The sequence below is a fragment of the Actinophytocola sp. genome, assembly GCF_035634895.1.
In the GTDB taxonomy this organism is placed as follows: Bacteria; Actinomycetota; Actinomycetes; order Mycobacteriales; family Pseudonocardiaceae; genus Actinophytocola.
Map to the genome: position 1 here is coordinate 1 of NZ_DASQCC010000152.1, position 13010 is coordinate 13010.

10 protein-coding genes are annotated in these 13010 nt (G+C 66.6%); 5 read left to right on the forward strand and 5 right to left on the reverse strand.

Annotated features, from left to right (window positions below):
* The 3 genes from VET29_RS22615 to VET29_RS22625 all read right to left on the reverse strand — a co-directional run.
* Window positions 1-741: alcohol dehydrogenase catalytic domain-containing protein (locus VET29_RS22615; RefSeq protein ID WP_324923697.1), on the reverse strand; the 741-nt coding region annotated here is incomplete at its 3' end.
* A gap of 107 nt (window positions 742-848) precedes the next feature.
* Window positions 849-1244: a MerR family transcriptional regulator gene (locus VET29_RS22620; protein ID WP_324923699.1), complete on the reverse strand. Its 396-nt coding sequence runs from the start codon at window positions 1242-1244 to the stop codon at window positions 849-851.
* An 81-nt stretch (window positions 1245-1325) separates the two neighbouring features.
* Window positions 1326-3500: a HEAT repeat domain-containing protein gene (locus VET29_RS22625; protein WP_324923702.1), complete on the reverse strand. Its 2175-nt coding sequence runs from the start codon at window positions 3498-3500 to the stop codon at window positions 1326-1328.
* A gap of 162 nt (window positions 3501-3662) precedes the next feature.
* Between VET29_RS22625 and VET29_RS22630 the strand changes: the two genes are divergently transcribed.
* Window positions 3663-3905 (forward strand): hypothetical protein, encoded by a 243-nt coding sequence (locus VET29_RS22630; protein ID WP_324923704.1) that lies wholly within the window; start codon window positions 3663-3665, stop codon window positions 3903-3905.
* A 554-nt stretch (window positions 3906-4459) separates the two neighbouring features.
* Window positions 4460-5443: a UbiA family prenyltransferase gene (locus VET29_RS22635; protein WP_324923706.1), complete on the forward strand. Its 984-nt coding sequence runs from the start codon at window positions 4460-4462 to the stop codon at window positions 5441-5443.
* Between the two features lie 3 nt (window positions 5444-5446).
* Here the strand turns inward: VET29_RS22635 and VET29_RS22640 are convergent, their stop codons facing one another.
* A complete protein-coding gene (locus VET29_RS22640; protein WP_324923708.1) occupies window positions 5447-6412 on the reverse strand; it encodes a ketopantoate reductase family protein in 966 nt (321 codons plus the stop codon).
* 88 nt (window positions 6413-6500) lie between these two features.
* On the opposite strand from VET29_RS22640, the gene VET29_RS22645 reads away from it, so the two are divergent.
* Together VET29_RS22645 and VET29_RS22650 are read left to right on the forward strand one after the other, a co-directional pair.
* Complete coding sequence (locus tag VET29_RS22645) at window positions 6501-7067, forward strand: helix-turn-helix domain-containing protein (protein WP_324923710.1); 567 nt, start codon at window positions 6501-6503, stop codon at window positions 7065-7067.
* A gap of 294 nt (window positions 7068-7361) precedes the next feature.
* Window positions 7362-8138, forward strand: a complete 777-nt coding sequence (locus VET29_RS22650) for a TIR domain-containing protein (protein WP_324923712.1) — start codon at window positions 7362-7364, stop codon at window positions 8136-8138.
* A gap of 6 nt (window positions 8139-8144) precedes the next feature.
* Here VET29_RS22650 and VET29_RS22655 read toward each other — a convergent pair whose 3' ends face one another.
* Window positions 8145-10613 carry an ATP-binding protein gene (locus VET29_RS22655; RefSeq protein ID WP_324923713.1) on the reverse strand — a complete coding sequence of 823 codons (2469 nt, stop codon included), beginning with the start codon at window positions 10611-10613 and terminating at the stop codon, window positions 8145-8147.
* Between the two features lie 271 nt (window positions 10614-10884).
* On the opposite strand from VET29_RS22655, the gene VET29_RS22660 reads away from it, so the two are divergent.
* Window positions 10885-12858: a TIR domain-containing protein gene (locus VET29_RS22660; RefSeq protein WP_324923715.1), complete on the forward strand. Its 1974-nt coding sequence runs from the start codon at window positions 10885-10887 to the stop codon at window positions 12856-12858.
* Window positions 12859-13010: the final 152 nt, after the last annotated feature.

The window sequence follows — 13010 nt, forward strand, 5'->3', positions numbered from 1 at the left end:
CAGCTCGGGTACGGACATGTCACCCACGGCGATGACGTCGCGGGGATCCCGGGCCAGTGGCGCGACCGTCCGCAGCGAGGTGCCCCCGACCATGTCGACGATCCCGTCGAGGCCACCCGGAACCAGTGCGCGTGCCGCGGCAACGACGTCCTGCGCGGTGTAGTCGATGAACCGCACCCCGATCGATTCGGCGTGCTCGCGTTTGGTGGCACTCCCGGTGCCGATCACAGCCAGCCCGCGCGCGATGGCCAGCCGGGCGACGGCCAGGCCGACCCCGCCACCGACCCCGTTCACCAGGACCGTGACCCCGGCCGGGAGGCCGAGTTGGTCGAGCACGTCCACCGCGGTCGTCCCGACCACCGGCAGCGTGGCCGCCACGGCCGCGGGCAGACCCGCCGGGATGCGTGCGGTGTTCGGCGCGGACAACACGGTCGTCTCGGCGTAGGTGCCGCCACCGGTGAGTGCGAAGCCGAAGACCGGGTCACCCACCTCGAGCCCGTCGACGTCCTCGCCTCGGGCGAGAACGGTTCCCGCCGCCTCCATGCCCAGCACGCGGGGGAACGGCCGCCCGCCGTCGAGCCCGTCGACCAGCCCCGCGCGCAGGAGGTGGTCGAGGGGGTTCACGCCGGCGACGTCGACCCGGATCAGCACCTCGCCGCGACCGGGGGCAGGATCGGGACGGTCGAAGAACTCCTGCACCTCGGGCCCGCCATGCCTGCCAAAACCCCACGCCTGCCCCATCTTCTGCTACCTCTCAGGTGACCGAGCCCGGTGGTTCCCGGCTCTGTCGCCATCGTCACCTCTCACATCGATGTGAGAGGCAACCGGCTGAGGTGCACGTCACAGCATCAGGCCGACAGGGTCGCCGACTCCGCGGCCCTGGGCAGCTTCGCCTGGTGCTGGCTGTTGACCCTGAGCAGCACGTCGAGCGCGTCCCGGGTCTCGATCAGGCGGGTGATCTCGTCGTCGATCCGGTCACGCTCGCGCATCATCGTCGCGAACGCCCCCTCGACGACATCCCGGTCACCCGGGGTCTCCACACACGGCAGCACGGTCGCGATCACCCGGCTGGACAAACCCGCGTCGAACAGCTGCTGGATGAGCGACACCCGCTCGACCTCGGCATCGGAATAGTGCCGCTGTCCGGTCGCGGAGCGCGAGCTGGTCAGCAATCCCTGCTCCTCGTAGTACCGCAGTGAACGCGGACTCACGCCCGTGCGCCTGGACAGCTCGCCGATCCGCATTCCTGAAGCCTACGCCCGCGTGCTCCGGGCTCGGGCCGCCCGCACATCTCCACGCGGTTCAGGGAGTGCCGCGGTCGTCAGTCAGGAGCCGTCGCCGGCGATGGTTTGGATGGCGGTGCGGACGTGTTCGTCGGCGATGCCGGGTGTGTCGCCGTGGCTGTAGGTGGTGACCTGTTCGTCGCGGATGGCGTACGAGCGCAGTGTGGGGTGGAGTGGGGCCGCGGCCGGGCCCAGTTCGGTGAGCAGGTCGAGGATCAGCGGCCAGTTCGTGGTGCTGGGCGGTTGGTGGTCGGCGAGTCTGGTCCGCACGTAGCTCAGGAACGGGTCGGGATCGCCGGTTCGGCGCCAGAGCGCGCGGTATGCCCTCATCTCCTGGTCGAACGGCCGGTCGCCCAGCATGCCGACCAGCGTCCGCACAGCGTCCGGTTCCCCGAGGTCGACGGCGAGGATCGCGGCCTCGAACTGGTCGTAGGGGACCAGGTCCATGTCGATGTCCGCCAGCATGACCCGCGTCGTGGGTCGTGCTTGTTCGGGGTCGCCGGTCCACTCCCACAGCAGGCGGGCGACGCTGACGCATTCGCCGCGGTGTTCCGCGTCCGTCAGCCAGTGGTCGCGGGCCCGGCGCATCCTGGGCAACAGCACGTGCGCCGGCTCGCCGATCTCGGCCAGCAACGCGATCCCGCCGGGGGCGTAGCCGCCGCGGGCTATGTGCAGCCACGCCTCGTCGACGGCGGGACCGGCCGCACCGCCCAGGCGCCAGCGGACACGGGCGACGGCCAGCCTGAACTCGTTGTTCCCGCTGTCCAGGAACCTCGGGGTGAACGTCGGCAGCTCGGGCAAGGCGTCGGCGGCGGCCGGCCCCATCGCGGCGAGTGCCTCCGTCGCGTCGAGGACCGCCTGCTTGGTCCGTATCAGGGCAAGGAGTTCCGGTATGGCCGGCGCCGCGGCCGGACCCCAGGCCCGCACGAGCCGCAGGAGAGCCGAGATCTCGGAGATGTGGAACTCCTGGTAGAACTCGCGGGTCACCCGGTACCGCTGCTCGGCTCCGTTGGCCAACGCGGCCAGTCGGTGGCGCACGGCGGCGAGCAGGTCGTCGGTCGCCGGCGCGCCCGCGGCGGCCAGGGCGACGCCGATGTCCCCGGCGGCGGTGCCGGCGCGGAGGTGGCGGGGGACCAGGTCGGTGGCGCGTGGGTCGCCAAGCTCGACCAGCGCGGCGACCGCCTGCCCGGCGGCCTCGTCGTCGCGGCCGGCCAGGTCGGCCAGCGTGTCCGCCAGCGGCGCCACTGCCCGGCCCGCGCGGCGGATGGCGTCGGCGGCCGCGAGCCGGACCTTCGGGTCGGGGTCGGTGAGCGTGGGCACGAGCAGCGGCGGCAACGACTCCCGCAGCGACCGCCGCGCGCCGACGGCGATGCCCGCGTGGACCAGCGCACGCTCACGCACGCCCGGGTCGGCGGAGTGCAGCAATGCCGTGAGGATCGGCGGTCGGTCGGTGGGTGGGAGGTTGTCGAGCAGGTCGGCCATCGCCTCCGGGTACCAGTCGGGCGGGCCCCACCGGCCTTCGTCGTTGTTCGCGAAGGGGTCGCCGTCGCGCCACGCGGCACGCACGGCCGCAACCGCCTTGGCACCCGGCCATCGCCGCCCGGTCCGGACGGCGGCCAGCACCGCCGCGGCCCGCACCACTGGCGGCTGCCGCGTGCCGAGGCCGTCCTTGATCAGGTCGGTGCGCCGGTCCAGCGTCGCGGCGGCCATGACGAGGGCGGCCCGCACCCTCGGGTCCACCTCCTCCTGCCAGCGCCTGCCGAGCACGGCCAGGACGTCCGCTGTCCGGTCCGGGCACCCGGACACCGCGTACGCGGCGACGTACCGCAGCCAGGGGTCGTCGTCGGCGAGCAGGGGCAGTAGCCGGTCCACCTCGGCGGTGACGGCGGCCCGCACCTCGGCGCGGAGGTCCTCGTCCGGGTCGAGCTCGTAGGTGTGCGCCAGGTCCCCGAGGAACTCGACGACCACACCCCGCAACACCGGCCCCACCGCCTCGACCAACTCGACGAGAAAGGGCACGACGGCCGGGGTCGCCGTGTACACCGTGCCTTGGTGCAGGATCTCCCATCGCACGTCATGGAACGCGTCGATCGCGGCGCTTTCGTCCGGGCCCGCCATGGTCCGCAACAGGTCGGGCAGCGGTTCCTCCGACACACCCGCGCCGTCGAGTTCCGCCCACCGCACCGAATCCACCGTCTCCAGCACGACGGCAGACATTACGGCACCACTTCCGGCGGCGCCCTGCTTCCGTTGCACTGAGGGCGCGTTGTCGGATTCCGGCGGGTTGGCGCGGCGATAGGGCTGTTCGGGGGATGGTTGGTCGAGTGTGCCGCAGCCACAATAGGTACCAACGTGGTCCAGACCATTCGAAGGACGGTCATGCGTACGACAATCCGTGCGGCCGGACTGGCCGTGGCATCCATTCTCGCTACCGTCGGCTTCGCCGCCCCGGCCCAGGCGGCCACCTGGGTCTACAACTCGAGCTGGGGGCACTTCGAGCAGTGCGCCATCCAGGGCAGAGCAGGTGTGGCGAACCATGCCTGGCTGGACTTCTACTGTGTCACCGTGCGGCCGGACACCATCGGGGTCGGCCAGTACGACCTGCAGGTCCTACTCCCGTAGGCCGACCGGCGGACAGTCTTCGTGGGGTTGTCGCGCAACAGCCGTGGTGGGTCATGCCTGAGCTGACGGTCGAACCGGCGGTGCCGCGGGAAGGCGGCGGCTGATGGAGCTGCGGGAACTGCGTCGCCGTCTGACCACTCAGGCCACCGTCGGTCGAGAAAGGCCGACTACTCGTCCCGCGCCGCCGGAACGCCTGAGCCGGCCCTGCCGGCTCAGGCGTGACCGTCCCCGTGGCGCCAACGGCCGCGTCCAGTAATTGTCGGGGGTGCTCTTCGCGGCGGAAACCGCCAAAAGCCATCCCAGATATTCCGGCCATTCGAGAATGCCCGGGTCCACTTCGGACCCGACGCTCCGGGTGCCGTTCGGGTGGGACACGCGGTACAAGGGGCGCGGCCACGTTATGGGCGGTAGCGTGGCCGGTGATCGAGGCCACGAGACATCGCAGGCCATTTCAGGCCGGCTGGACCCAGCCATGCTCCGAATTGTCCGGAGGAACCGTGAGTACGTCTGGCGAGGCCATCGTGTTGGCAGGCGAAAAAGCCTCTGGCCGATTCGTGGGGGCGCTCGAAGCGCATCTCGAAAGCGGCCGACCCGATGTCGGCTGCTATATCGGACTGGTCGGCCTTTCCGGCGTCGCGCTCGTCTCCGACGGGTCGGTCTGGCACCTGGTGGCGGCGTTCCTGATCCCCGCGCTCCTGTCGACGTCCGCCTACTACGCGGGCGCCTACTTCGACCGAGACGCCGACGCTGCCGCCAAACCGGGCAGACCGGTGCCGTCAGCACGCATGAGCGCCCGATCAGCACTCATCGCCATGGTGGCCTGCGCCGTGATGGGACTGGCGCTGGCGGAAATCCACAGCCCGCCGGCCCTCGTGCTCGCGGCGGTCGGGGTGCTGACCGGAGCCCTGTACCTCCTGTTCCGCGGGGCGCGGCGATCGATCCGCGTGTTCACGAGGGGCATCGCCACCCTGGCGACGTTCGGCGCCGCGGTCGTGCTGACGAACGGCTCGCCACTGTGGGATCTCGCCCTGGCCGGACTGATCTTCTGGCAGCAGGACTCGATGCTCCACCAGGTCCTGGCGGTGGCGGACACCGAGGTGGACCGACGCGCCGGGGTGCGGACACTCCCGTCCCGCTACGGCCACCGGGCCGCGGTGGTGCTCCTGGTGGTCACGTTCGTGTTCTGGTTCGGCTCGGCGGCGTTCCAACCGGCGTCGGTCCGGAGCCGCCCGTTCGACACGACCACCTACCTGCCGTTCGTCGCCGTGGGGACGGTACTGGCGATCGCGGCCCTCGTGGTGTTGTTCCGCACCCCGAGGCCGATCCCAGGCCGCCCGGTGGCGAGGGCGTACGGCCTCCTCGCACTGGCGCGCCCCTGCGTGGCGGCGGGCTTCGTCGCCGCGGCGGGCGACCTGGTGCTCGGCGCGGTCCTCCTGGTCGTCACCTGGGCAGTCACGGTGACCGCGATACCGCCGCTCCCCGCGGCTGCGGCGGGCCAGGGAGCCACGACGGACCACCGGGACCGACAACATCGGTGACGTTCAGCCGCGACCCGTCCCCTCACGGGCGAAGTTCGGTTCCGCCGCTTCCAGTCGCGGTGCCGAGATGCCCAGCCGTCGTGCTTCGGCCAGGGTGTCCCGGCAGACCTCGCGCGGCTCCTCGGCGTCGGGGTTGGAGTGCGCCGTGAGGCTCAGGCGCGCGGGCGGGACATGAGTGGTCAGCCAGGCGAGCGCGGGGGCCGTCAGCCAGGTGGGTGCCCGGAACAGCAGCGCACCGGCCCGGTGGCGGCGCAGGTCTATGCCGCGTGCCTGGACGAGGGGCAGCAGTTCGCGGCCGGCCAGCAGCCCTTCGCGCAGGTCGCGCCGTGACCCGGCCAGTTCGGACAGTGAACCCAGCCGCAGGCCCTGGGAGAACAGGCCGGCGTCCGACACGAAATGGACCCACAGCCAGCCGCGGAAGTCGGGCTGCTCCTTGATCCGAAGCCCGGCCTCGCGAAACGCCTGGCGCACGGCCCTTTCCCGGTCGGTCGGGGGCTGGCCGAAAGTGCCGAAGACGACCGATGGCAGCAGTGTCCCGTGGAGCACGCCGTCCGCGCCGAAACCGCCACCGGCCTGGGGAAAACCCCAGGCGAGTTGGTCGGGCGGGAGTGCGCCGACCGCGGCGAGCGGCTCGGTCCAGATGTTGCCGAAGACCAGCACCGTGGCCCGGCCGACCCGCGGTGCCAGGAAGGCCGTCGCCTCCGCGAGGCGGTGGTGCGGCACGCTGAGCACGATCAGGTCGAAGTCGTGGTCCGGCTTCAGCGCCTCGCGGTAGCGCACCGGCCACCTCTCGGCGACGCGCCGCCCCCACACCCGGCGCCGCGTGTCGTACAGGTCGAGGTCCACCGCGTCCCCGTACGTCGCCGCGCGACCCGGCCGGACGTAGAACTCGACGTCATGTCCCGCCTGTCGCAGGACCCAGCCGTAGATGGTGGCGATGACGCCTCGGCCGAACATCAGGATCTTCACGCTGCACCTCGTGGGGTACGATCGATTTGGAGGTCATCTCCATTTCCAACATATGGAGGTCATCTCCACTTGTCAACGCGAGGAGCGCATGACCGCCGACAAGCCGCTGCGGGCCGACGCCCAACGCAACCGCGACGTCCTGATCGCCAAGGCACGAGAGCTCTTCGACGCCGGCGACTTCTTCGCCCTGCGCTTCGACGACTTCGCCCGCCTGGCCGGCGTGGGCACCGGCACGCTGTACCGACACTTCCCCACCCGGGAGGCACTGGCCGAGGCGGTCTACCGCGGTGAGGTCGCCGCGCTGTGCGACCGCGCCCGCCAGCTACAGGCCACCCTGCCCGCGGCGGAGGCGTTGGCGACCTTCCTCCGCGGCATGGTCGACCACATCGACGCCCACGAGGGCCTGGCCCGGACACTGGCCACGCTCATGGCCGATCGCTCGGCCCTCGCCGAGGGCAGCCGGGCGCTGGAAGACGCTGTCACCGACCTGGTGGCCGCCGCCGTGCGAGACGGCGCCGTGCGCGACGACGTGGGTGCCGGGGCCGTGATGATGGCGCTGCACGGCATCGGCGCGGCCCATGACCGCCCCGGCTGGCGGACCGAGGCCGACGACGTCATCACCCTCGTGCTGGACGGACTCCGCCGCCCGCTGTGACAGGGCGCGGCACGAGGACGCATGCCGCAGCTCGGCGGAGTCCGGAAATGCCGTGTTGACTGCACCAATCACAGGTGATCAAGAGTGGCGGTCGACAAGCAGCACAGTGTGGTCACCAGGGTGTCCAGGTCAACGTCCACTCTGTATCCGTCTTTGGTCGCGAAACCGCCACAAGATCAATAAGGAATCAATCATCTCAATATCGCCGCGGAGGACATCGGACACCTGCTGAGCGGGACTTGGTCCGGGATGCCCAGCCGCAGTCGCGTCCAGGTCGGATGGCATCATCCCAGCATGTCTATCGGGCAACAGGTATACGTCATTCATGGTCGAGACGAGCACGCTCGCCAGGAGTTGTTCACATTCCTCCGCGCCATTGGGCTTACCCCCATCGAATGGACCATGGCTCCAGCGGATACCGACGGCGGAGTTCCGCAGGTCAGTGATGTCTTCGACAGGGTCTTGAGCTCGGAGCGGGTGTTCATCGTCCTACTCACTCCAGACAACATCACACAGGTTCTCTTCGAGGCCGGTTTCGCTCTTGCAAGGCATCCCGACCACACGGTGCTCGTGGAGTTCGGCGAAGTGCGCAGATTCCCCGATATGGATGGAAGATTCAAGGTCAGGCTCGAAGGCACTGCCGAGGGCAGAGAACAACTCGCACGCCGGCTCGAGGCAATCGGCTGTGAGGTTGACCTGAGTGGAGCCGATTGGCGCAGCGCAGGCAACCTAACTCCGCCAGGAGTAGGGGGACTGTCACGACAAGCAGAGCCAGAATTCTCTTCCAGTCGCAGTATATGGAAGGTCAAATTCGAGAACTTTTCCATCTCCGCCTGCGAGCCCACTGGATGTCTGGTCAACGGCGAGATCATCAACAATGACGAGAGCGCGTTGATGTTACGTCTCAAGGCCAACTTTTACGACGAGAGTCGGCGTCCAGTGGGTTCCGCCAGTGGAACCGTGAACAACCTCGGCAATACTGAACGCCAAGCGTTCAAACTCACATCTTTCGACAACTTCGGTGACATTGACCGAGTCCATGTGTATATCGATGACGGTATCGAGATGTAAGAGTACTTACTCGCGCCCAAGCGCCGCGAGGTCGGCCGCTACCCGGTCGGCTTCCGAGGAGCCCAGTTCGAGATACAAGTTCAAGGCTGTGCGCCACCAGCGACGTGCGCCGTCGGTGTCCTCGGATTCGACACCGAGTGTGCCGAGGCGATACACAGCTCGGGCCTCTTCGTGCCGGCTGCCGCAGCGACGGCTGAAAGTGATGGCCTGGTACGTAGCGATCTCGGCCAGCAGCGGCTCGCCCGCACCGTGTCGCGCCATGCCCAGCACGTTGAACGCTTCGGCGGTGTCGAGATCTTGGCCGAGACCGAACGCGACGTCGACTGCCTCCTCAGCGCAGCGCACGGCTTCGCTGAACTGACGAATCTCCGCAAGGACCCTGGCCATACCACGTAGCGTGATACCCACGTTCCGGTTCGAACCGTTACGCCGGTAGCACTCCAGCGCACGACGCTGATTGTCCAGGGCCTCTTCGTACGCTCCCCACCGCAACAGCACTGTGGCCTGGTTGGCCAAAGCATTGCTCAATCCGTGTGAGTCGCCTTCCACTTCGAACAGGCGTCTCGCATGTCCGAAGTGGCTCATCGCTTCCGTCAGTGCGCCAGTGGCCACCAGCGCCATGCCGAGGTTGTTACGTGTTAGCGCCTCCCCATGGTCATCGCCGATGCGCCGGCATGCGGCCAACGCCTGGGTATGGGTGTCCACCCAGCTGTCCAGCTGTTTGCTCAGGTAAAAGTAGCCACGCAGTACGTATGCAAGCTGCCAGCGTCGCGAGTCGAAGAAGGGCTCGTCGACACGGCACATGGCGACCAGGTTCTCCTGCTCCACCTCGAACCACTGCCGGGCTGGCTCCGCAGCGTCGAACGTGAGTCCCGCGGTCGAGTCTCCGTCCAGCGGGACTCGGAACCGATGAGGCGTCAGCACCTGATCTGCGCGTTCCGCTGAGTGTAGGTAGAAGTCGAACAGCCGCCGCAAGTTGTCCTGGTATTCTTCGAGGCGCTCGTTCGCGACCTCTCTGGCGTACAAACACAGGAGGTCGTGCATCGAGTAGCGTCCGAAGCCCAATTCAGTTACCAGGTAGGCGTCCGTCAGAGCGGTGAGTGTGGCGCTCGCATCCTTGCTTGCCCTACCCACCAGTGCGGCGAAGGCGCGCAGGTCGAACGTGTGGCCGGGGTTTGCGCCGAGCGCGCGGAACGCAGCCGCGCTGTGCTCATCGAGTCCTTGGTAGGACCACGTGAAGACCGTACGCACGGTCGAGTACGGTTCACCCGAGTCCAGGACATTGAGCCGGGCATGCTCGTCCTTCAACTCGTCGACGAGCTCGCGCAGCGACAGTGTCGGCCGTGTCACGGCGCGCTCTGCCGCGACACGCAAGGCCAGTGGCAGATTCGCGCACAACTTGGCGAGTGTTCGCGCCGCGTCCGGCTCAATTATCACTCGTGCACCGACGATCGCTCGTAGGAGGCGCACCGCCTCGGTGGGAGCCAGCGGTGACAGTCGAATACGTACGACTTCGTGGTGCACGGCGAGGCCGCTGAGCTGGCGCCGACTCGTGATCAACACTGCGGACGGGCCAGCCCCGGGCAGCAGCGACCGCACCTGCGCCACGCAGCGAACGTTGTCCAGCAACACAAGAACTCTCCGCTCGCTCAGTAATGTCCGATATCGGGCTGCCCTCTCGTCGACGGTCGCGAGCGTCTCCGGACGGTCGACTCCCAATGAACGGAGCAGGATGGCGAGGGCCTCGGACGGAGACAGCGGTGGCTCGACGCCATAGCCGTGCAGGTCGAGGTAGAGCTGACCGTCCGGAAAGCTCTCCGCGACCCGATGAGCCCAGTACACCGCGAGCCCTGTCTTCCCAACGCCTGCGGCCCCAGAAACAACCCCGACGTTGACTCCCCTCGGCGGAAGCAATGCGTACAGGCATGCCAACTGATCGTCCCGACCGACGAACCAACCACTGCCCGCGGGAATCTGTCGCGGCACGGGACGGCCGCCCACCCGGACTGCACTAGGGACGAGAGCTGCGATCCGGTCGGCCAACTGATCGATATCAGCGGCTAGATGTTGATGTCTGACCTGCGCGGTCTGGTGGTGTACGAGACGGCGAACGTCGATCGGGAGTCGCCCGGGGTCGGGCAAGGCGGCGCCGTCGAGCAGCACGGGCACGATCGGCACCTCTCGTTCCAGCGCACGACGAATCTCGTACCGCACCCAGTCCGTGTCACGTTCGATGAGTAAACGGGTTCCGACGGAGTCGGCGCTCAACCAGTTCGGGCCAATCAACACGAGCAACACCCGCGTTGACTCCAACGCGGCCCTTAACAATCGTGGATAGTCGACGCCGGGAGCGAGTGACTGGTTGTCAAGAAATATCCTCTTTTTGTCCAGTTTCTCGGCGAGTAGCTCGTACGTGGCAGCGGCCCCGAATGCCGTGTCGGCAGTCCGGTAGTTGATGAAGACATCGAACTCCATGCATGTCTCCCCAGGCGAGCGGCGCCTACTTCGTATCGGATACGGCTCTCGCCAGGGCGACGCTCTGTGATTCAGAATAGCGGGTGAACAAAGTTTCCTGTCCCAAACTGTTGACGTGGCCGTCTGTAGACTCGACGGAAGAACACCACCCCACGCATCGAGGTCAACTATCAGGTAAAGTTCCGGCGGGTAGACCGAACGCCGCAGGCGTTCTGCGTTCGTTGTCGCGCCGACTCTGCCGAGTGGTCGAGCGCGTGGAGGAGGAAGCTTCGTGGATCGGGAACGGGCCGCAGGGTTTCAGGAAGTCGCCATTGTGTCCTGCGATCTCGTCGGTCATTCCGGGTCCGCCGACTGGGACCAGGTACGCCGAGTAGCTGCCATCAACATGATCGTGGCCGCCGCGATGGACCGGCGCGAGGCCGGCCGGATCGTCTGGTCGTCTGGAGGAGACGGCGGCCACGTCCTCTTCTTCGGCAACGAGTGGCAGGATGACGCTGTCTTGCTGATAGAGGAATTGTGCGCCTGGGCCCGCGAAGACGGGACAAAGCTCCGGATCACCGGTCACGTCGGGATGGTCGCGACCCTCAGCGGTGCGGACAGGCGCACGCAGACTGTCGGCTCCGGCATCAACTTCTCGGGCTGGCTGGTCCGCAAGGCGACCGGTCACGGCGTCGTCGTCTCCGATTCGTTCCGCCTCGGCGTCACCTCCGTCAAGTTGACCAAGGAAATTACCTTCCACGGCGAACGACTGTGGGTAGATCGCAGCAACATCAAGCAACTGCTTTACCTGATGTCGTTCGGCGATGTGACGTCCAAATGGGGCAACGGCGAGCAGGACGACTACCTCTCGCTGGAGGAATGTCTCGACAAGAGAAAAGGGTGGGACGCGCTCTACTATGCGAAGCGAATCTCACAGATCAACGCCACTGACGACGCCGTCGCAGATGCACTCGGAGGTGTGTCGATAATCCTCAACTCGGACTCCAAGGAAAAGAGCAACTTCCTCAGTAAGTTGAGGGCCGACGAGTTGACCGAGATGCTGAAGCTCGGCCATCTGGTCGAGCGACGACCAGGCGAGATGATCTGCCGGGTTGACGACCCTGGCGAGTCGATGTTCATCATCCTGCGTGGCGAGGTCGGTGTCTACAATCTGGAAGGCAAGGGATTCGACGGCTCTGCCGATCCGAAGCACGTGCAACGGGCGGGTGAGATCGTCGGTGAACTCGCGCCCGCGCTGAGGCGCACTAGGACGGCGGATCTCGTGGCGATGACGAGCGTGGCACTTCTGTCCTTCATTAACGATGAGATCAAGGAGAAGTTGTCGGCTACCGAAGCGGGTAACTACGCGTTGCGTCAATACGACAAGTTCATCCTTGATCGTGTTCTGCAGCACACTCTCCAAGTCGCACCCTATCTATTTGGACAGAACCGCCGCGGACCGCTCAGCGCCGGTTCATGGGATGACACGATGCGCAGGCTGCTTCCCCATGCGGAACTGATCACGGTCGACACGCCAGGGATTGATGTCGAGATTGACCAAGTCGTAGAAAAGGTTACCGGTGACGACCCTCGACGCGGACTGTTCATCCTCGTGTCGGGCAGCGTCATGTCGTCTCGCGGATCCGCAACGCTCTCCGGTGCCCAGTGTCCCCTTCTGTGGTTCGATGTGCCCAAGCTCGTCAAAAAACCGCCCAGCACCTATCAACTCCAGGCGGAACCCATCTTGGTGCTGTGGATAGGCGTCAAGGGTATCGAACAGCTCGCGGTTGAGCAGCGCCGCAAACTCTTCCCAGTGCTTGAGGGAGCGGTGGGTGGCGTACCATCGGAGTACAAATACGATGTGTATCTCTGTCACTCTAGCGAGGACAAGGAGGTCGTGCTTGAAATTAGAGACCGGCTTTGGAACGAATATGGCATCAAGTCATGGTATGATGACGAGGAACTGCTCCCGGGTGACTCGACGCGACGGATCATCGAGAAAGGCCTGAAGACCAGTCGGTTCCTTCTTTTGTGCGCGAGCGCGAATCTCAACAACTCGGACTGGGCGAACCGGGAAATCGACTCCATCACGCATCTCGACGTGAAGCGGCGGAGCGACGATCCTAAGGTGCTCGTGCTCAAGCTGTACGAAGAGGAGAGTAACGACGAGGCCGTCCCGACAATTTTTCGAGGAACCAAGAGGCATGACTATCGGCGGAAAGACGACTTCAAGAAATTGTGCGAGTACATCGCATCGCATAGGTGAACACTAAATACCCCTCAGGTATCTGGCGTGGCGGGCTTTTTGGCAGATGGGCGTTTGTCGATGCTGGGGGCCGATATTCCTGCTGGATCTGTGTATGGGCAGGCGGGCCTTTTCGTTGGCCAAGGTTGATGTTCACCGGTGTCGGCGGGCGC